Below are 20895 nucleotides of genomic sequence, written 5' to 3'. Positions count from 1 at the left end.
CTATGGCTATGAAGACTGCGGAGTCGATGCATTGGACGACTGATCCGACTGCTCCTAGCGTCAATCGGGTGGTAGTCATGTCACGAACTCGGTCGCCCATCCGCTCCACTGTCGGCCTCAAAGCCGTCATGGCGGTGACGGGCCTTGTCTTGGTGCTGTTCCTCGTCGCACACATGCTCGGCAACCTGAAGATCTTCACCGGTGCCGAGGATTTCAACCACTACGCACACTGGCTACGTGATCTCGGCACGCCGCTACTCCCCTACGGCTGGTACCTGTGGTTGCAGCGGGGCGCACTCCTGGTCGCTCTGGCCGCCCACATCTGGGCCGCGACGATGCTGGCGCTGCGCGCCCGATCCGCCCGCCCGGTCCGATACGCCCACCGCAAGAAGGTCCAGGGCAGTTACGCCGCCCGCACCATGCGCTGGGGTGGCGTGATCATCGCCCTCTTCGTGATCTACCACATCCTGGACCTGACCACCGGGCACCTGAACCCGGTCGGCGACCCCACCCGTCCGCAGGCCAACGTGGTCGCCGACTTCGCCCCGGAACGCTGGTACGTGACGCTGTTCTACACACTCGCGGTCGTCGCTCTCGGCTTCCACCTACGGCACGGCGCCTACAGCGCGTTCCGCAGCCTGGGTCAGCAGACGCCGAAGGGCGAACGACGTGCCCAGGGCCTCGCGCTGGCCTTCGCCGTCGCGCTCAGCGTCGGCTACCTGGTGGTCCCGTTCGCCGTACTCCTCGGATTGGTGCGTTGACCATGGATCTCTACACCGAAGGTAACCCGGTCACCGACACCCGGGCCCCGGACGGGCCGATCGAGGGCCGCTGGGACAGTCGCCGGTTCACCGCCAAACTGGTCAACCCGGCCAACCGTCGCAAGCTGACGGTAATCGTTGTCGGCACCGGCCTGGCCGGCGGTTCGGCGGCCGCCACCCTCGCCGAGCAGGGCTACCGAGTCCGGTCCTACTGCTACCAGGACAGCCCGCGCCGGGCCCACTCGATCGCCGCCCAGGGCGGCATCAACGCCGCGAAGAACTACCGCAACGACGGCGATTCGGTGCACCGCCTCTTCTACGACACCGTCAAGGGCGGCGACTTCCGCTCCCGCGAGTCGAACGTGCACCGACTCGCCGAGGTGTCGGTCAACATCATTGACCAGTGCGTCGCCCAGGGCGTCCCGTTCGCCCGCGAGTACGGCGGCCTGCTCGACACCCGCTCCTTCGGCGGCGCGCAGGTACAGCGCACCTTCTACGCCCGGGGCCAGACGGGCCAGCAGCTGCTGCTCGGGGCGTACCAGGCGCTGGAACGTCAGGTCGGCCTCGGCAACGTGGAGATGAACACCCGGCACGAGATGCTGGAGCTGATCGTCGTTGACGGCCGGGCCCGGGGGATCGTCGTACGGGACCTGGTCACCGGCGAGATCACCACTGAGTTCGCCGACGCGGTCGTACTCGCCTCCGGCGGCTACGGCAACGTCTTCTACCTCTCCACGAACGCCAAGGGTTGCAACGTCACCGCCACCTGGCGGGCGCACCGCCAGGGCGCGTACTTCGCCAACCCCTGCTACACGCAGATCCACCCGACCTGCATTCCGGTCTCCGGCGACCATCAGTCGAAGCTGACGCTGATGAGCGAGTCGCTCCGCAACGATGGCCGGGTGTGGGTGCCCAAGGCCGAGGGTGATGACCGCGATCCGCGTGAGATCCCCGAGGACGAGCGGGACTACTACCTGGAGCGAATCTACCCCTCGTTCGGCAACCTGGTGCCCCGGGACATCGCCTCCCGCGCCGCGAAGAACGTCTGCGACGAGGGTCGCGGTGTCGGCCCGACCCGGCTCGGCGTCTACCTGGACTTCGCCGACGCGATCCAGCGGCTGGGCCGCAAGTCCATCGAGGCCAAGTACGGCAACCTCTTCGAGATGTACGAGCGGATCACCGGCGAGGACCCGTACGAGGTCCCGATGCGGATCTACCCGGCCGTGCACTACACGATGGGCGGGCTCTGGGTCGACTACGACCTCCAGGCGACGATCCCCGGCCTCTTCGTGATCGGCGAGGCGAACTTCTCCGACCACGGCGCGAACCGACTGGGCGCCTCCGCGCTCATGCAGGGGCTCGCCGACGGCTACTTCGTGCTGCCGAACACCATCGCCAACTACCTTGCGGCCGGCCCGTTCGAGAAGCTCGAGCCGAGCCACCCGGCGGCGGTCGAGGCCCGGCGAACCGTCGAGGACAGGATCCATCGACTCCTCTCCGTAGACGGCGACCGGACCGTGGACTCGTTCCACCGGGAGCTGGGCCAGATCATGTGGGAGCACTGCGGCATGGAGCGCTCCGCTGCCGGCCTCCGCAAGGCGGTCGACGAGATCCGCGCGCTGCGGAAGGAGTTCTGGCAGCGGGTCCGGATCGTCGGCGACGCCGACGGGCTCAACCAGTCGTTGGAGAAGGCCGGCCGGGTGGCCGACTTCTTCGAGCTGGCCGAGCTGATGTGCATCGACGCCCTGCACCGCGAGGAGTCCTGCGGCGGCCACTTCCGCGCCGAGCACCAGAGCCCAGACGGCGAGGCCCAGCGCGACGACGAGCGGTTCGCGTATGTGGCGGCCTGGGAGTACGGCACCGAGCAACCGGTGCTACACAAGGAAGACCTCACGTTCGAGTACGTCCACCCCACGCAGCGGAGTTACAAGTGAACCTGACCCTACGCATCTGGCGCCAAACGGGCCCCGAGGACAAGGGTCAGATGGTGACCTACCAGGTCGAGGACATCTCTCCGGACATGTCGTTCCTGGAGATGCTCGACGTGCTCAACGAACGCCTGACCCTCGCCGGCGAGGAGCCGGTGGCGTTCGACCACGACTGCCGTGAAGGCATCTGCGGCATGTGCGGCATGATGATCAACGGTAACGCGCACGGGCCGCAGCGCGGCACCACCGCCTGTCAGCTACACATGCGGCAGTTCGCCGACGGCGACACGATCGACATCGAGCCGTGGCGGGCACGGGCGTTCCCGGTCGTCAAGGACCTGGTGGTCAACCGCAACGCCTTCGACCAGATCATCGCGGGCGGTGGTTTCGTCACTGCGCCGACCGGCAGCGCGCCCGAGGCGCACGCGGCGCCGGTGGCGAAGGCCGACGCGGACGCCGCCTTCGAGTCGGCCGCCTGCATCGGCTGCGGCGCCTGCGTCGCGGCCTGCCCGAACGGCTCTGGCATGCTCTTCACCGCCGCCAAGGTCACCCAGCTCTCGCTGCTGCCGCAGGGCCAGCCGGAGCGGTACACCCGGGTGATCGGCATGGTGGACTCGCACGACGACGCTGGCTTCGGCGGCTGCACCAACGCCGGGGAGTGCACCGTGGTCTGCCCCAAGGGCATCCCACTGCACACCATCGGCCGACTCAACCGCGACTACCTCGCGGCCACCGCCAAGCACACCGCGCGCTCCTGACTGCCACGCCGTCGGTTCAACACCTCCGTTGCGGGTAGCCCCCTTCTCGGAAGCGAGAAGGGGGTGCGGAGCCGACGGCGGTGATTTCGCCGAGTTGGCGGGTACGTGGGATCCAGTCGGAAGGACGGCGATGGGGGCACCAACAGAGCGGGGCCGTCAGCGCAGGACGGGCGGGCGGCGGCTCGGCGGGGCCGTCGGGATGGCCGCGCTCGCCGGCCTCGGGTGGGCGGTCCGGGATGTCCCGCTGGCCCTCGGCGGCCGGCTGGCCGGCGCTCGAGCCGAGCGCGCCCTCAGCTCGCCGCAGTACCGGGCCGGCGCCTTCCGAAACCCGGCCAGCAGCCGACCCGCCGCCAGCCCCACGACCGGCTCCACGGACCGTAACCTGCTCCGCGAGTTCTTCTTCGGTAAACAGAAACGCCACCCGAGTCTGCCGGTGCCGCTGGTGCGCCCGGCACACGCCCCGGAGTCGTCGACGCGCTCCCGCGAGCTGAACGTGGTCTGGTACGGCCACGCCTCCACTCTGGTCGAGATCGAGACGCACCGGGTGCTGATCGATCCGGTGTGGAGTCAGCGATGCTCCCCGTCTAACCTGATCGGGCCCAAGCGGCTCCACGAGCCACCGATCGGCCTCGCCGAGTTGCCGACGGTGGACGCGATCCTGATCTCCCACGACCACTACGACCACCTCGACCTCGAAACCGTACGGGAGCTGACCGCACGGCAGGACGCACCGTTCGTGGTGCCGCTCGGGGTGGGGGCCCACCTGGAGCGGTGGGGGGTCCCGGAGCGCCGGATCGTGGAGCTGGACTGGTCGGAGAGTCACGAGGTGGCGGGGTTGCGGCTCACCGCCACCCCAGCCCAGCACTTCTCCGGGCGGGGCCTGCGCCGGGACGCCACCCTCTGGAGCTCCTGGGTGATCGCCGGGGCGCACCGAAGCGTCTTCTACACCGGCGACTCCGGCTACTTCGACGGGTATGCTGCCATCGGTGCCGGCTACGGGCCCTTTGATGTGACCTTGATGCAAATCGGCGCCTATGACTGGGCCTGGCGGGATATTCACATGTTCCCGGAGGAGGCCGTCGCCGCCCACCTCGACCTGCGCGGCGGGCTGCTTCTCCCGGTGCACTGGGCGACCTTCAACCTCGCCGTGCACGACTGGTCGGAGCCGGTGGACCGGCTCTGGGCCGAGACGAAGGCGCGGGACGTTCGACTGACGGTGCCCCGGCCGGGCCAGCGGGTGGTGGTTGACGACCCACCGCCGGTGGACGGCTGGTGGCAGGCGGTCGCCTGAACAGCCGGGCAGCCCGAACCGCCGTACCCGGGACACGTGGGTGATTCCACCATCGCTTCGGTGGCCCGGCAGAATGCACGGGAACCCACTCCCGAAGGCGGATCGAGATCGTGACCCTCTCTGTTTCTCAGCGGATCGCCGAGGAGCTCGGCGTCGCCGAGCGCCAGGTACACGCAGCCGTGGAACTACTCGACGGCGGCGCGACCGTGCCGTTCATCGCCCGCTACCGCAAGGAGGCCACCGGCCTGCTCGATGACACCCAGCTGCGTACTCTCGAGGAGAGACTGCGCTACCTGCGCGAGTTGGACCAGCGGCGGGCCGCCATCCTGGAGTCCATCGGCAGCCAGGGCAAGCTCGACGAGGCCCTGACCGCACAGATCATGGCCGCCGACTCGAAGTCTCGGCTGGAGGACATCTACCTGCCGTACAAGCCCAAGCGGCGGACCCGCGCGCAGATCGCCCGCGAGGCCGGCCTGGAGCCCCTCGCCGACACCCTGCTCGACGAGCCAGCCCAGGACCCGCGGGCGACGGCCGCCGGGTTCGTCGACCCGGACCGGGGCATCGCCGACGCCGCCGCCGCGCTCGACGGCGCCCGAGCCATCCTGGTCGAGCGGTTCGCCGAGGATGCCGACCTGATCGGCACGCTGCGCGAGCAGATGTGGTCCCGGGGCCGGCTGGTGTCCCGGGTACGCGATGGCCAGGCGACGACGGGCGCCAAGTTCGCCGACTACTTCGACTTCGCCGAGCCGTACCCGAAACTGCCCTCGCACCGGGTTCTCGCCGTATTCCGCGGGGAGAAGGAGGGCGTACTCGACCTGACGATGGAGCCGGAGGAGGCCGCCGAGACGGTGGCCACCGGGCCGACCCGGTATGAGGCGGCCATCGCCGCCCGGTTCGGAGTCAGCGACCAGGGACGGCCAGCTGACCGCTGGCTCTCCGACACGGTTCGCTGGGCCTGGCGTACCCGGATCCTCATCCACCTCGGCGCGGACCTGCGCCTGCGACTGTGGCAGGCCGCCGAGACGGAGGCGGTACGAGTCTTCGCCACGAACCTGCGGGACCTGCTGCTGGCCGCCCCGGCCGGCACCCGGGCGACGATGGGGCTGGATCCGGGCCTGCGTACCGGGGTGAAGGTCGCCGTCGTTGACGCCACCGGCAAGGTGGTCGCCACCGACACCATCTACCCGCACGAACCACGCCGGCAGTGGGACGCCTCGATCGAGACCCTCGCCCGGCTGGCCGCCGCGCACCAGGTGGAGTTGGTGGCGATCGGTAACGGCACCGCGAGCCGGGAGACCGACCGACTGGCCGGAGAGCTGATCCGGCGCCACCCCCACCTGAACCTCACCAAGCTCGTCGTCTCCGAGTCCGGCGCCTCCGTCTACTCGGCGTCCGCCTACGCCGCGCAGGAACTGCCGGGCCTGGACGTGTCGCTGCGGGGAGCAGTCTCCATCGCGCGCCGTCTCCAGGATCCCCTCGCCGAGCTGGTCAAGATCGACCCACGCTCCATCGGAGTTGGACAGTACCAACACGACCTGTCCGAGGTGACCTTGTCCCGGTCGCTCGACGCGGTCGTCGAGGACTGCGTCAACGCGGTCGGGGTCGATGTCAACACCGCCTCCGCACCGCTGCTGACCCGAGTCTCCGGCATCGGCGCCGGGCTGGCGGAGAACATCGTGCTGCACCGAGACGCGAACGGGCCGTTCCGGAGCCGACGCGACCTGCGGCAGGTCCCCCGACTCGGCCCGAAGGCGTTCGAGCAGTGCGCCGGCTTCCTGCGCATCCCCGGTGGTGAGGACCCGCTGGACTCGTCCAGCGTGCATCCGGAGGCGTACCCGGTGGTGCGGCGGATCCTCGCCGCGGTCAAGCAGGAACTACCAGCGGTGATCGGCCGGAGTGCGGTCCTGCGCGGGCTGCGGGCCACCGACTTCGTCGATGACACCTTCGGGCTTCCGACGGTCACCGACATCCTCACCGAGTTGGAAAAGCCCGGCCGGGACCCGCGGCCGGAGTTCCGCACCGCCACCTTCGCCGAGGGCGTCGAGACAATCGCCGATCTGGTGCCCGGCCTCATCCTGGAGGGGGTGGTCACCAACGTGGCCGCCTTCGGCGCGTTCGTGGACATCGGTGTGCACCAGGACGGCCTGGTGCACGTCTCGGCGATGTCCCGCACCTTCGTCCGGGACCCGCACGAGGTGGTGAAGTCCGGTGACGTGGTGAAGGTCAGGGTCCTCGACGTGGACGTGCCGCGCAAACGCATCTCGCTGACCCTGCGCCTGGACGATACCGAGGCCAGCCGCGGCGGCGGGCGGGGGCAGCAGGGGGACCGCGGCGGCGACCGGGAAACCGGCGGCCGTTCCCAAGGCCGCGGCGGACAGGGCGGGCGCGGCGGACAAAGCGGCCGCTCCCAAGGCCGCGGCGGGCAGAGCGGGCACGGCGGACAGCCGCGGTCGGGACGTGGGGGCGGGGCCCCGGCCAACGATGCGATGGCAGATGCCCTACGCCGCGCCGGTCTCGCCTGAGCGCACCTGGGCGACGTCGGGCGTCGGCGGGCGTCGGCGGGCGTCGGCGGGCGACGTCGGGCGTCGGCGGGCGTCGGCGGGGGTTTCTTCGACCTGTCGGTTCAACGCGGTGGTGTGCGCATTCGGTGGGGTTGCGCGCTCGTTCGGGTATGCCCGGGTGGGCGCGTCACCGGCGCATCAATGTTGCGTTGGGGGCAACCCCGAAGACGTCCTTGCCGTCGAGCAGCCGCTCGGCGCTGCGCGGCGAGCGCGACGAAGACGCCACGCTACCGGTGAGCTGGCGGCGACGGCCTCCTGCGACTCAGCGCGCACGGCGGTAGTGCATGGCCACCACGCCGTTGCGCAACGGCTCCGCCGAGAGCAGCTCGAGCTGGCGCGTGCCGGGCAGCCCGCCCTGGTACAGCGTCGGGCTGTGGCCGGCGATCCTGGGATGGACGAGCAGCCTGTATTCGTCGATCAGGTCCAGCCGGTCGAGCTCGGTCGCGAGCTTGCCGCTTCCGAGGAGAACCCCGGCAGCAGTCGCGTCCTTGAGCTTCTGCACGCCCGCACGCAGATCCCCGGCGATGGGGTGACTGTTGGTCCACGGGAAGTCCGTACGCGTTGACGACACCACATACTTGGGTTTGGCCTCCAGCTTGACCGCCCACTCGCGCATGGCCGACGGCGCCTCCTTGTCGCCGCGAGCAACGGCCGGCCAGTAGCTCTCCAACATCTCGTAGGTGACGCGCCCCCACAGCATTGCCCCGGCTGCGTCCATGAGGTGGGTGAAGAAGGCGTGGGTCTCGTCGTCAGCAATCCCCTCCTGATGGTCTACGCAACCGTCCAGGGTGAGGTTGTAGCTGAAGGTGAGTGATCCCATGGCCAGCGAGTCTAGGGCCTGCATCAAAGCCGGCCGGACCTCAGGAGTTCCGGCGCGTCGCGGCCCCGAGCAGGCGTCGCGTGCAGCGAGCTCGAGGTGCCCGCGCTCCCGTCTCCCACCAACCAACCGGGTGCGGCGTAGCGTCACAGCCGTGGGCACGGAGGAGAGCCGAGACTGGCGGGAACAGCGACGACGGGCGGTGGCGGCGCATGCCGCGGCCGATGAGCACCGGCGGCTGGCTGAGCAGGCGGAGGCCGCCGGGTTGGTCGCGGAGTTCGTGGCCGAGGCCCGCCGTCGCGGCCTGCCAACCGAGCGACTCACGGCGACCGGGCACGGGGGCCGGGGGCGCTACCGGACCCGGCTGCGGGGCTGGTACGTGGACCGGGCCCGGAGCCGGGCGGTGGACGTGGACGGCCGATTCCACCTCCTGGTCGTGCCCGGCGGCCTTCGCGCCCGGCTCTTTGGCGCGGATCCGCAGCCCAGCCCGGCGCCACTGGTCGTCGGCGCGGGTGGACGCGACGGCGAGTCGGTGCCGCTGCGGACGCTGCTACGCCGGAGGCTGGCGGACACCGCCTGACCCTGGTCGAACCCGGAGCGACGCGCCGTAACGGCGGTACCAGACATCAGTGTTTCCCCTCCATCGTGGAGAGATAGCCAGACGTTTTATTGACAGTCGTTGACGGATGGCGAAAGCTCGCGGCACAGGCCCTTCCACCCCAGGAGGCGCGATGAGGCGCACACGGCTGGCGATTGCCGGCGTGTTTACCTTGGTCGGCGCGTTGGCACTGACCGCACCGGCAACCGCACAACCGGCGTCCGAACCGGGCAGCCGGGACAGTCTGGAGGTGTACGTCGGCACGGTTGACCCGGAGCAGCTGGAGAAGCTGCGGCACGCCGGGGTCGACCTCGGCCACGAGCACACCGAGACCGACCGGTCCGGCGACATCCGCGTCGAGACGGTTCTCAGCAAACGGCAGGCGGCCCGGTTGGCCAGCCAGGGCGTGCAGCTGGAGGTCAAGAAGGTACGGGGCAAGCCGGCCAGCGAGGCGCTGCGGGAGCAGGCCGCCACCGGCTGGTCCGCGTTCCGGTCCTACAGCGAGCCGGGCGGAATTCGAGACGAGATCACCGCCACCGCCGCCCGCTACCCGGAGCTGACGAAGGTGATGACGATCGGCCGCAGCCACCAGGGCAAGCCGATCCTCGCCGTCAAGGTGACCAAGAACGCGGAGAAGACCCGCGACGGCAAACGGCCGGCGGTGCTCTACGCCAGCACGCAGCACGCCCGCGAGTGGATCACACCGGAGATGACTCGGCGGCTGATGCACCACGTGCTCGACAACTACGGCACGGACCGGGACATAACCCGGCTGGTGGACACCACCGAGTTGTGGTTCCTACCCGTCGCCAACCCGGACGGCTACGACCACACCTTCACGCCCGGTAACCGGCTCTGGCGCAAGAATCTTCGGGACAACGACGGCGACGGGCAGATCACCACCGCCGACGGCGTCGACCTGAACCGCAACTTCGGCTACAAGTGGGGATACGACAACGAGGGGTCCTCCCCCGACCCGATCAGCAACACCTACCGGGGGCCCAGCCCGCACTCGGAGCCCGAGACCCGGGCGCTGGACCAGCTGTTCCGACGGGTCGGCTTCGAGTTCTTCGTGAACTACCACTCCGCCGCCCAACTGCTGCTCTACGGCGTGGGCTGGCAGGTCGCCACCCCCACCCCGGACGACATCATCTACGAGGCGATGGTCGGTGACGACGAGAACCCGGCCGTACCCGGCTACGACCCGGACATCTCCGCCGAGCTGTACACCACCAACGGCGACACCGACACGCACGCCACGGTCCGCTACGGCACCCTCGGCTTCACCCCGGAGATGTCGACCTGCCAGGCCGCGGCGGCCTCCGACCCGGATGACGAATGGCTACCGGAGGACTGTGTCAGCGGCTTCATCTTCCCCGACGACGAAAAATTGATCTCCGCGGAGGTGGCGAAGAACCTGCCGTTCGCCCTCGCCGTGGCGCAGTCGGCCCACGACCCGGACGAGCCGGTGTCGGTCGTGGGCCGCAGCACCCCGGACTTCGTGGTGGACAGCTTCGACACGTCCTACGGCCGCAACCAGCAGGTCGCCTCGATCACCCGACGAGCGTTGCGCAACGTCCGGATGCACTACACGATCAACGACGGCCGGACCAAGACCGTCAGCGTCCGCGAGTGGCGGGGCGGTGAGCGCTACGGCGACACCCACGACGACTACTACGCCGAGCTGCGGGGCACAGTGCAGGGTGCCAGACCCGGTGACCAGGTCGAGGTGTGGTTCAGCGGCAAGAAACCAAAAGCAGGGAAGGTGACCAGCGAGCGCTTCACCTACCAGGTGCACGACGACGTCGGCGGCGATGTCCTGGTGCTGGCGATGGAGGATGTCACCGGGCCGAGCCCGGAACAGGACGCCACCAGCGCCAAGTACGCCGACGAGATGACCGACGCGCTGACCACGGCCGGTCGCACCAGCGACGTGTACGACTTTGACACGATGGGTCGCCGGGCCCCGCACCACCTGGGTGTGCTGTCGCACTACCAGATGGTGCTCTGGGAGACCGGCGACGACATCATTCCGCGTTCTCCGGGGCAGGTACCGGGCACCATCGCCCGGGCGGCGGTGGAGACCGAGCTGGCCGTCCGGGACTACCTGAACGAGGGCGGCAAGCTCCTGCTCAGCGGCGAGTACGCGCTCTTCGCCCAAGCCGCCAACGGCGCGTACGGCTACCAGCCGAACGGTCCGGCGGAGTGCACCGACCCGGGCGACGAGACGTGCCTGCCGGCGCTCAACGACTTCCAGCAGTACTGGCTGGGAGCCTTCACCTACGTCAGTGACGGTGGCACCGGCGAGACCGGGCCGTACCCGGTGGTCGGCACCGACGACCGGTTCACCGGCTTCGACGGCGCACTGAACGCACCGGGCTCGGCGGAGAACCAGGACCACACGGCGTCGTTCCTGACCACGTCGGGCTTCCTCCCGCCGGATCAGTTCCCGCAGTTCGACAGCTCGGCACCGCTGGGCTGGGAGCGGCCGGGGGGCGCGCCGTTCGACCCGCGTACCGGTGACTGGTACCTGTGGAGCGACCAGACCAACGAGTCGTACAAGCGGCTCACCCAGACCGTTGACCTCAGCGGCGCCAACGCCGCTGAGCTGCGCTTCTTCGCCTCGTACGACATCGAGGCGAACTGGGACTACCTGATCGTCGAGGCGCACGAGGTGGGTAGCGACAGCTGGACGACCCTGCCGGACGCCAACGGCCGGACCAGCACCGACACCGGGGACAGCTGCGAGTCGGGCTGGGTCGAGGCGCTGCACCCGTGGCTCGCCCGGTACCAGAGCGAGGACTGCTCGCCGACGGGCACCACCGGCAGGTGGAACGCCGTCACCGGTGCCTCCAACGGCTGGCAGGAGTTCGCGGTCGACCTATCCGGGTACGCCGGTAAGGAGGTGGAGGTGTCGATCTCGTACATCTCGGACTGGAGCACCCAGGGTCTGGGCGTCTTCCTCGACGATGCCCGAGTGATCGTGGACAACGCCACGGTCAGCGACACCTCGTTCGAGACGGACCTGGGTGACTGGGCGCTGGCCGGCCCCCCACCCGGCTCGGCTGAGACCGCAGAAGACTGGTCGCGCAGCCAGCAGGCGTTCGAGGAGGGATCGGCTGTGGTCACCGCGGACACCGTCTACCTGGGCTTCGGCCTGGAAGGGTTGGCTCCGGCCGACCGGGCCGAGCTGGTCCGGCGGACGATGGACCACCTGTTCGCGGCAGATCGCTCGTAGCGGCTCGCGGTCCGGCGCCGGCGGTCTGAGGGGGGCCGCCGGCGCCCGCGTGCTACGGGTGGGGCGCCCGGGCACATCCGCATCGTCGGCGCCCGGCGAAGTCCCGCCGAGCCAGCCCGAATGTGGTGAGCTGGGCACATGGATCAGATCCGGCTCGGGCTGGTGCTGCACCCGACCCGGGACGTATCCGAGGTGGTCGACCTCATCGTCGATTGGGCGAGGAGGCACCGGATGATGCTGGTGGTGCGGGGGCCGGACCGGCATCGGGTACCGACCTCGGTGGAACCGCTTCCCGCCGAGCAGGTGGCCGCGGCCAGTGACGCGCTGATCAGCATCGGCGGTGACGGCACCATGCTCGGCGCGTTGCGCTCGGCGGTCCGCGACCCGAAACCGGTGCTCGGGGTGCACCTGGGCCAGCTCGGCTTCCTGGTCGAGGTCGAGCCGCCGGACCTGCCGACCGCGTTGGCCCGGCTGGCCAGCCGGGACTTCACCGTGGAGCGACACAGCTGCCTGGCCTGCGACGTCTGCGGTGACGACGTGGTCGCGTTCAATGACGTCGCGCTGGTACGCCAGCCCGGCGCGGGCTTCGTCACCGCCACCCTCGCGGTGGACGGGCAGCGGTACGGCTACTACCGGTGCGACGCGCTGGTGGTGAGTACGCCGACCGGGTCAACGGCGTACGGCTACGCCGCCGGCGGGCCGCTGGTGTCCCCGGCAAGCGACGTGGTGGTGGTGACGCCGTCCGCACCGATGGCGGGGATCTCCCGCTCGGTGGTCCTCTCCCCCGACGAACGGATCCGGCTGGAGCTTGCCCCTGGCTCCGCGCCGATGGCGGTGGAGATGGACGGGCAGGTGATCCAGGACGCGGCGACCGAGGGCACGGTGGACGTGACCTACCGCCGCGACGCCGGCCTGGTGGTCCGCCTCGACCCACGCCGCTACCAGCAGCGCAACCAGCTCAAGCTGAGCCTGCTGGACCTGCCACTGCTGCCCGAGCAGCTCCGCGAACTCCTTCCCGAAGGCCTCCGCGAGGAACTGAGCCGGCGGGGACTCCCCCCGCACCGTTGACTCGCCAACCTCCCGTCGGGCCGCGCTCCGCCCCGCCCGCTTCCGCCCGGGCTGATCAGCCGGGCCGGAGCGTTGCTGTACGTGCGCAACTCAGACGGTGCGCTGGTCAGGCCGCCGCCAGCACCGACGAGACCAACTCCTTCGCCTCCGCCTGGATTCGAGCCAGGTGCTCGGGCCCCTGGAACGACTCGGCGTAGATCTTGTAGACATCCTCGGTGCCGGATGGGCGGGCGGCGAACCAGCCGCTCTCGGTGGTGACCTTCAGGCCACCGATCGGGGCCCCGTTACCCGGGGCGCGGGTGAGCGTGGCCGTGATCGGTTCACCGGCCAGCTCGGTAGCCGTCACCTGTTCCGGCGAGAGCCGACCGAGCACCGCCTTCTCCGCCCGGCTCGCAGGGGCGTCGATCCGGGCGTACTCGGGTGCCCCGAACCGCTCAGCCAGCTCCGTCCAGTGCTCGCTCGGGGTGCGGCCGGTGATGGCGATGATCTCGGACGCCAGCAGGCAGAGCAGGATGCCGTCCTTGTCGGTGGTCCAGGTGCTGCCGTCCCGCCGCAGGAAGGAGGCGCCGGCGCTCTCCTCGCCACCGAAGCCGACCGCGCCCTCGAGCAGGCCCGGCACGAACCACTTGAAGCCGACCGGCACCTCCAGGAGCGGGCGCCCCAGGTCGGCGGCCACCCGGTCGATCATGGACGAGGAGACCAGGGTCTTGCCGACGGCGGCGTCCGGCCCCCAGCGCGTCCGGGTACGGAACAGGTGGGCGATGGCCACCGTCAGGTAGTGGTTCGGGTTCAGCAGACCGCCGTCCGGGGTAACGATGCCGTGCCGGTCCGCGTCGGCGTCGTTACCGGTGGAGACCGCGAACCGGTCCCGAGCGGCGATCAACGATGCCATCGCGTTCGGGGACGAGCAGTCCATTCGGATCCGGCCGTCCCCGTCCAGGGTCATGAAGCGCCACGTCGGATCGACAGTCGGGTTCACCACGGTGAGGTCCAGCCGATGCTGGTCAGCGATCTCGCCCCAGTAGGCGACACTCGCCCCGCCGAGCGGGTCAGCCCCGATCCGGACGCCAACTGCCCGGACCGCGTCGAGGTCGAGCACGGACGGCAGGTCGGTCACGTAGCGGCCGAGAAAGTCGTACCGGCCGGTGGTCTCGGCGGTACGCGCCCGTGCGTACGGGATGCGGCGCACTTCTTTGAGCCCGGCGGCGAGGAGCGCGTTCGCACGCTCCTGAATCCACGTCGTGACATCGGTGTCCGCCGGGCCACCGTGGGTCGGGTTGTACTTGAACCCGCCGTCCTCTGGTGGGTTGTGCGACGGAGTGATCACGATGCCGTCGGCGAGACCGCTGCTCCGCCCCTGGTTGTGGTCCAGGATGGCGTGGGAGACGGCCGGTGTCGGAACGTACCCGTCCCGGTTGTCCAACAGGACCGGGACCTCGTTGGCGGCGAGCACCTCCAGCGCGTCCACCGCCGCCGGGGCGGAGAGCGCGTGGGTGTCCCGGCCGAGGAAGAGCGGGCCGTTCACACCGCACTCCCGCCGGTAGTCACAGAGCGCCTGGGTGACCGCGACGATGTGGTCGGAGTTGAACGTGTTTCGCAGCGGGGATCCCCGGTGCCCGGAGGTGCCGAAGGAGACCTGCTGCCCCGGGTCCGCCGGGTCGGGGTGCTCCGCGTAGTACGCGGTTACCAGCATCGCCACGTCCACCAGGTCGGATGGCTGGGCGGGCTGTCCCGCGCGGGGGTGCGTGCTCACCACTTGACCTCCTGGTCCCGGCCCACGTCAGCCGTGTCTCGACGCTATCAAGGTCCCGTGGAGGCACGGGGGCTCAGACCAGACCCGCCTCCCGCAACAGTTGCCACAGCCCGGCCCCGTCCGGCGCGGAGAGCCACTCCTGCCCCACCGGCGGAGCCGACACGCTGTCGCTGGCCGAGTGCGGCAACGCGCCGGCGAGCATCGCCTGGGTCGGGGAGAGCCGGCGAATCGCGATCCCGGCGACATTGCCCGGGTAGGACACCGCGAACTCCCGGTAGATCTCCTGGTCGTGCTGACCATCGTCGCCGACCAGCAACCACCGCACGTCAGGGAACTCCGCGGCGAGTCGGGTCAGGGTGGCCCGCTTGTGTTCCCGGCCGCTGCGGAACCACCGGTCCGCCGTCGGGCCCCAGTCGGTGAGCAGCAGCGGCCCGGCCGGGTAGAGGTGCCGAGACAGAAACCGGGTGAGAGTCGGCGCCACATTCCAGGCCCCGGTGGACAGGTAGAACACCGGAGCACCGGGGTGGGCGGTGACCAGCCGCTCGTACAGCACGGCCATCCCGGGCACCGCGGCCCGGGCGTGCTCGTCCAGGACGAACGTGTTCCAGGCGGCCAGCAGGGGCCGGGGCAGCGTGGTCACCATGACCGTGTCGTCAACGTCGGAGATCACCCCAAAGCGCACCCGGGGGTCGAGAATCCGCACCGGCGCCTGGACCGGCTCGGCCTCCGGGACTCGGATCTGCACCGACCCCCACCCGGGGGGCAGGTCGACCGGCACGATCGTGTCCACGAAGCCGCTGCGGTCGGTGCGCGTCTCGTGCCGCTCTCCCCCCGACTCGATGTCCACCCGGATGTGCTTGGCCGGCAGGGTGGCGAAGCTGCGCCAGCCCCGGACCTTCTCCGGCCGGCCCCGCTGCCGGTTGTCCGGCCGCCCCAACAGCACCCGACACATCACCCGGACCCAACCCGGGGCCCCGTAGCCCGGGTAGGCCACGGTGTGGACCCGCCAGCCGGTGTGCCGCAGCCGCCGCTCGACCAGCCGGTGTACGGCGTCCTCGATCCGCGCGGCCCGGTGCAGTTGGGGTACGGCCAGTTGGCCGGCGGAAGTCGGTGACACACGGCCACCCTGCCACAACCGACCTACCGCGACCACGCCAGGCGAACGGGCGGGGCACCGAACCGCTCCGCCCAGCCGAGTGCCTGTGACAGACTCCGGTGAGGAGGATGACGGGGGCCTGGTCGTGTCGCAACCTCTACCGCGCCGTGGGCGGTGGCGCCCGCGGCTGGACCCTCCGGCACTCGTCGCGCTGGTGCTCGGGGTGGCCGGCGTCGGGTACCGGTTACTCCTCACGCTGTCCACAACCCCGGCGTCGAACAGCGACGAGGCGACGTTCGGACTCGCCGCCCTGCACATTGCCGCTGGGCAGGAGCGACCCGTGTTCCTGTACGGACAGCACTACATGGGGATGTTGGAGTCGTACCTCGCCGCGCCCCTGCTCGCGCTCTTCGGGCCGAGCTGGCCCGTCCTGCGGCTGCCGCTGCTGGCCCTCTACGCGCTCTTCCTCTGGCTGATCCATCGGCTGACCCGCCGGATCTCCTCCCCCTGGTTCGCCACCTTCGTCGTCGGCCTGCTCGCGCTCGGTTCGGAGCGGGTGATCCGGGACCAGCTGACGGTGGTGGGTGGGCGTTCCGAGGGGAAGGTGGCGGTGCTGCTGATGCTGCTGTTCGTGGTGGGTCTGGCCCAGGGGACGCTCCGGCACCGCCGGCTGGCTGTCGGCCTGTTCGGCCTACTCGCCGGGGTCGCCGTCTGGTCCGACTGGCTGATCCTGCCCTACGTCGGGGCCGCCACCCTCGCGCTGTTGTGGGCGGCCCGCCGCGACCTGCTCGGCTGGGCAGGCGTGCTGCTGGTCGCCGGGTTCACGCTCGGCGTCGCACCGATGATCGCGTACTACGTCACCGCCGGGCCGGGTACGAACCCGGTGTCGGTGCTCCGCTCGGTCAACACCGAGGGCTATCCGTACCCGCCGCTGACCCAACGGGTCTCCGGTGCCGTGCTGGAGGGGGTGCCGCTGGCCACAGGACTCTGCCCAATCGACGGGTGCGGCCGCTGGCCGGAGTGGTTCGGCCTGCTCTACCCGGTACTGCTGGTGATCGCGGCCGTGGTCGCGGTCGTCGCGTACCGCCGCACCATCGGACGTGCCGCTCGGGTCGCCCCAGTCGTACACCTCGCGCTGCTTGTCGGCGCGGCGTTGACTCTCCTGTCGTACGCGCGCAGCCCGCTCGCCGCCACGGACCCCCTCGCCAACGCCCGCTACCTGGCCCTGCTGCACCTGTCCCTACCCGCCGTGCTGTGGCCCCTCTGGCAGGCGGCGGTCGCGGCCCTGCGGGGTACGGCCGGCGTGTTTGGTCGGCTGGCTGGCACGCTCGCCACGGCGCTCCTCGCCGCGCTCGCCGTCACCGCTGCGCTGGTCACGGTGCTCTTTGTCGCCACCGGCACCGCCGCTCCCCGGGCCAACGAACGCGCCGCCCGAGAACTGGCGGACACGCTGCGCGCATCCGGCCCCCACGAGGTCTACGGGACCTACTGGACCTGCAACCGCCTGATCTTCAACACGGCCGAGGAGGTCGCCTGCGCAGTCCTTGACGACGGGCTCGCCCCGGGACAGAACCGCTACCCCGCCTACTGGGACCGGGTGGTGGCGGCGAGCCGGCCCGGATACGTGGTGGAGACCGGATCGCTCCAGGAACAGCGGCTGCGCCACCTGTTGGGCGAGCGGGCTGACGCCTCCCTCATCGCTGACATCGATGAGTATCGGGTATATCACCCAGAGACACCACTCCGGCCGTCGAGGTAGGTCGATCGAGCGAGCCCGCCGCCGCACCCGCAAGATTTCCTCAAGGCTCGGCCCGATCGGTTCCCTGTGCCGGTGCCAGCCGCCACCGTAGTTGGAAATCCGACGCCGCTAAGGAGTCCCGAGGTGAACCCGATCCTGCTGGACCGACCCCGGTCAGCGTCGACTCCGCACCCGCTGGACTGGCTGACCCTGACCGCCGCGTTCGAGGCCGCCTGTCTCCTGCGCTGCGTGACCTCGCCGATGACAACCCGACGCGAACGTAGCGCCCCCGTCCACCCACCCCAGAGGGTGGAGTTCAACCGGGAGGACGCGGCACAGCGGCTCCGCCACCTGCTCCACCAGCTCGACGTTCCGGTCACGCACGACCGCGCCGTCGGTGGTCTGCGCCGCCGTTACGAGCTACACCGGCTAACCGTCTCCCCGGCCCAACAACCCGGATACGCCGCCACACTGCACGCCGGCTGGCGACGCGGACGCGGGGAACTCATCGGTGGACCGGTGCGCGGCGCGTCCGGCTCCCGGCAGGTCTGGCGGACCCGACTGGCTGCCGGGGCCTGGCGGGCGGCGCTGCTGGCCGGCGGCCGACACATCCGCCGACACATCCTCGGGATCCGGGTGACCGACCGGGACCTGGCGGCGATCCTCGTCCGGAGCGCCGCCCTGCTGGACGCGCCGGCGATACTGCGCCCCGGCACCGGCTGCTGTCTGGTGAGCGTGCCCCACGGGCCGGCCCGCGACCGGATCATGCGAGCCACGGAGCTGGGACCACCGTCCCCGAAGTCATGACCATCTGACCTCCGCGTGGTGCAGGCGAGGCGAGCGCCGGGACCGGGTCGACGAACATGCGGGGTTGCGCCCGGCCACCTGCACGGCGCACAGTGCAGCCCGTGATCAGAACCCCAGGTCGCCGACGCGGCGCGGCGCTACCGGTGCTGCTCCTGGCGATGGCGCTGCCGGGTCTCACCGGATGCCAGGACGCCTCTCCGCCAGCCGTGCAGATCCGCATCGCCACCGGCAGTCCCACCGCCGTCTACTACGCCTTCGGGCAGTCACTGGCCACCATCCTCAACCGGGAGCTACCGAACGTTGCGGCTGAGGTGCGGGTGACCGCCGCCTCGGCGGAAAACATCCAACTCGTCGACGCGGGCGAAGCGGAACTCGGCTTCACCCAGGCCGACGCACTCCCCGCCGTCCCGACCACGCCGCCGACGATAGCCGCCGTGGCTCGCGTCTACGACGACCTCCTGCACCTCGTCACCACCCCGGCCAGCGGCGTCCGCACCCTCGCCGACCTGCGGGGCCGGCGGGTGTCCGTGGGGGCACCCGGGTCCGGGACCGAGATCACCACATCCCGCCTGCTCGACGTGGCCCAGCTCGGCGAGGACGAGGTGCACCGGGAGCGACTCGGCCTGGACGACTCGGTCGAGGCACTGCGGGCGGGTCAGATCGACGCGTTCTTCTTCTCCGGCGGCCTACCAGTGGGGGCGGTAACGACGCTGGCCGCACAACGGCGCGTCCAGCTGGTCGACCTCGGTGCGTGGACCACGCCGCTTCGCGCCCACCATCCCGGCTTCTACGTCTCCCGGGACATCCCCCGCTCGGTGTACGGAGTGGACCCGGTGACCACCGTCGCGAACCCGAACTACCTGATCGTCCGCGCCGACCTACCGGAGGGACTGGTCCGGGAGCTGACCCGGCTCCTCATGGAACGGCGCGAGGAACTGGCGTCGGCGCACCCGGCAGCCGGTCAGATGAGTCCACGCTCGGCCATCAACACCACGCCCCTGCCACTGCACCCCGGGTCGGTGGCCTGGTACAACGCGGTCAAACCGTAGCCACCGGTCAGCACCGAGCAGAAGGGCTGGACGCTTCCTGCGCTCCGTCGTCGGCGGGGAGGGGCAGCGACGCGGGGAACCAGAGGGCCGCGATCAGGCCGCGGGGTCCGTTCGGATACATACTGAGCCGCCCGGCGGAGGCGTCCACCAGGACGGCGACGATGGCCAGACCCAGCCCGGCACCGTCAATGTTCTGTGCCTCCGGCGCCCGCCAGAACCGTTCGGTCGCCTGGTCGAGCTGGCTGGCCGTCATGCCCGGGCCGGTGTCGCGTACCCGCAGCGTCGTCCCGTCGTCCCGGCCCCGAACCTCCACGGTCACCTCGCCCCCCGCGCCACTGAACTTCACCGCGTTGTCGATCAGCGCGTCAAGCGCCTGGTCAACAGCGGTCGGCACGGTCCTCGCGTACGCCGGTGCAGCCTCGGTATCCAGACGCAGCGTGATCGACCGGCGGCGCGCCAACGGCTCCCACGCCGCCACCCGGCTCGCGGCGACCGCCGCCGCGTCAACGGTCAGGCGCAGGTTCTCCGTCCGCTCGGCCCGGGCCAGGGTGAGCAGAGCATCCAGCACAAGCGCCAGCCGGTCGGTCTCGGCCAGGGCGAGCTGGTGCTCGGCCTGGCCCTGCGGGTCGCCCAGGCTGGGCCCCAGCTCCTCAACCCGCAGGCGCAGCGCGGTCAACGGGTTGCGGAGCTGGTGGCTGGCGTGCGCCACGAACGCCCGCTGCCGGTCCAGCACGTCGGAGACGGCGTCGGTCATGTGGTTGAAGCTCGCCGCCAGGCGACGCAGTTCGGGAGGGCCCTGCCGATGCTGCACGCGGGCGCTCCGGTCGCCCTCGGCGATCTCATGGGTGACCACGTCCAGCTCGGTGACCGGGCGCAGCACCCACCCGGCCAGGGCGAACGCGGTCGAGACACAGGCCAGCACCGCGAGTAGGCCGGCACCGGCGAGCAGCAGCCACCAGATGGTGACGGCCTCCCGGACGCCGTCGGCGGGGGTGGTGGTGACCACCGCGCCGAGCACCTCGCCGCCGTCGTTGATCGGCACCGCGACGACGATCGGTCCGTCCACCCACGGCAGCACCGAGTCGGGCCCGCTGGCCTGCTGCCCGGCGAGCGCCACGTCGAGCGCCCCCCGGGTGCCCGGGGCGGGTCGCCAGCTCGGCGACGCGACTACCGTTCCCCGGTCCCGGTCAACGACCGCGGCGCCGATGCCATAGAGCTCGTCGTAGCGGTCCAACTCGCTGCCGATCGGGCCGGGACTGCCGCCCCGCAGCGCCACATCGGCCAACGACGCGAAGCGGGTGGCGTCGGCGAGCCGGTCGGCGCGGACCCGTTCGGTCTCCCGGCTGGCCAGGGTGGCTGCGAGCGGGGTCTCCAGGGCAACCAGGACCAGCACCATCAGCAGCAGATAGCTGATCACCAGGCGGCGACGCAC

The 20895-nt window shown here is 70.7% G+C and carries 15 protein-coding genes; 11 read left to right on the top strand and 4 right to left on the bottom strand.

Annotated elements, in window-relative coordinates; translation table 11 throughout:
- Positions 1-77: 77 nt before the first annotated feature.
- The 5 genes from STROP_RS08625 (at position 78) to STROP_RS08605 (ending at position 7260) form a co-directional block, all read left to right on the top strand.
- Positions 78-761: a succinate dehydrogenase cytochrome b subunit gene (locus STROP_RS08625; protein ID WP_011905605.1), complete on the top strand. Its 684-nt coding sequence runs from the start codon at positions 78-80 to the stop codon at positions 759-761.
- 2 nt (positions 762-763) lie between these two features.
- Positions 764-2695: a fumarate reductase/succinate dehydrogenase flavoprotein subunit gene (locus tag STROP_RS08620; protein ID WP_011905604.1), complete on the top strand. Its 1932-nt coding sequence runs from the start codon at positions 764-766 to the stop codon at positions 2693-2695.
- Positions 2692-3447, top strand: coding sequence for a succinate dehydrogenase/fumarate reductase iron-sulfur subunit (locus STROP_RS08615; RefSeq protein ID WP_011905603.1), 756 nt, complete (start codon positions 2692-2694; stop codon positions 3445-3447). The genes STROP_RS08620 and STROP_RS08615 overlap by 4 nt, the downstream gene beginning before the upstream one ends.
- A gap of 130 nt (positions 3448-3577) precedes the next feature.
- Positions 3578-4738: an MBL fold metallo-hydrolase gene (locus STROP_RS08610; RefSeq protein ID WP_011905602.1), complete on the top strand. Its 1161-nt coding sequence runs from the start codon at positions 3578-3580 to the stop codon at positions 4736-4738.
- Positions 4739-4848: 110 nt separating this feature from the next.
- On the top strand, positions 4849-7260 hold the full coding sequence (locus STROP_RS08605; RefSeq protein WP_011905601.1) for a Tex family protein: 2412 nt from the start codon (positions 4849-4851) through the stop codon (positions 7258-7260).
- Between the two features lie 301 nt (positions 7261-7561).
- Here the strand turns inward: STROP_RS08605 and STROP_RS08600 are convergent, their stop codons facing one another.
- Positions 7562-8119: a dihydrofolate reductase family protein gene (locus STROP_RS08600; protein WP_026275021.1), complete on the bottom strand. Its 558-nt coding sequence runs from the start codon at positions 8117-8119 to the stop codon at positions 7562-7564.
- Positions 8120-8270: 151 nt separating this feature from the next.
- Here STROP_RS08600 and STROP_RS08595 point away from each other — a divergent pair, with 151 nt between their 5' ends.
- From STROP_RS08595 to STROP_RS08585, 3 genes are all read left to right on the top strand, one after another.
- A complete protein-coding gene (locus STROP_RS08595; RefSeq protein ID WP_026275022.1) occupies positions 8271-8696 on the top strand; it encodes a hypothetical protein in 426 nt (141 codons plus the stop codon).
- A gap of 151 nt (positions 8697-8847) precedes the next feature.
- A complete protein-coding gene (locus tag STROP_RS08590; RefSeq protein ID WP_011905598.1) occupies positions 8848-11952 on the top strand; it encodes a M14 family metallopeptidase in 3105 nt (1034 codons plus the stop codon).
- Between the two features lie 138 nt (positions 11953-12090).
- The gene (locus STROP_RS08585; RefSeq protein WP_011905597.1) at positions 12091-13020 is read left to right on the top strand and encodes an NAD(+)/NADH kinase; all 930 of its coding nucleotides are present in this window, start codon (positions 12091-12093) and stop codon (positions 13018-13020) included.
- A 106-nt stretch (positions 13021-13126) separates the two neighbouring features.
- Here the strand turns inward: STROP_RS08585 and pgm are convergent, their stop codons facing one another.
- Together pgm and STROP_RS08575 are read right to left on the bottom strand one after the other, a co-directional pair.
- A complete protein-coding gene (gene pgm, locus STROP_RS08580; protein ID WP_011905596.1) occupies positions 13127-14776 on the bottom strand; it encodes a phosphoglucomutase (alpha-D-glucose-1,6-bisphosphate-dependent) in 1650 nt (549 codons plus the stop codon).
- A 70-nt stretch (positions 14777-14846) separates the two neighbouring features.
- Entirely contained in the window at positions 14847-15890 is a 1044-nt protein-coding gene (locus STROP_RS08575; protein ID WP_011905595.1) for an App1 family protein phosphatidate phosphatase, read from the bottom strand.
- 124 nt (positions 15891-16014) lie between these two features.
- Between STROP_RS08575 and STROP_RS08570 the strand changes: the two genes are divergently transcribed.
- The 3 genes from STROP_RS08570 to STROP_RS08560 all read left to right on the top strand — a co-directional run bounded on the left by STROP_RS08570 (position 16015) and on the right by STROP_RS08560 (position 19463).
- The gene (locus tag STROP_RS08570) at positions 16015-17628 is read left to right on the top strand and encodes an ArnT family glycosyltransferase (RefSeq protein WP_026275699.1); all 1614 of its coding nucleotides are present in this window, start codon (positions 16015-16017) and stop codon (positions 17626-17628) included.
- A 123-nt stretch (positions 17629-17751) separates the two neighbouring features.
- Positions 17752-18414 carry a hypothetical protein gene (locus tag STROP_RS08565; protein ID WP_011905593.1) on the top strand — a complete coding sequence of 221 codons (663 nt, stop codon included), beginning with the start codon at positions 17752-17754 and terminating at the stop codon, positions 18412-18414.
- A 56-nt stretch (positions 18415-18470) separates the two neighbouring features.
- Positions 18471-19463, top strand: coding sequence for a TAXI family TRAP transporter solute-binding subunit (locus STROP_RS08560; RefSeq protein WP_011905592.1), 993 nt, complete (start codon positions 18471-18473; stop codon positions 19461-19463).
- A gap of 7 nt (positions 19464-19470) precedes the next feature.
- Here the strand turns inward: STROP_RS08560 and STROP_RS08555 are convergent, their stop codons facing one another.
- A complete protein-coding gene (locus tag STROP_RS08555; protein WP_043535284.1) occupies positions 19471-20895 on the bottom strand; it encodes a sensor histidine kinase in 1425 nt (474 codons plus the stop codon).

This window comes from Salinispora tropica CNB-440, from assembly GCF_000016425.1.
Lineage (GTDB): Bacteria > Actinomycetota > Actinomycetes > Mycobacteriales > Micromonosporaceae > Micromonospora > Micromonospora tropica.
This window is presented reverse-complemented; position numbering and strand designations above follow the sequence as displayed.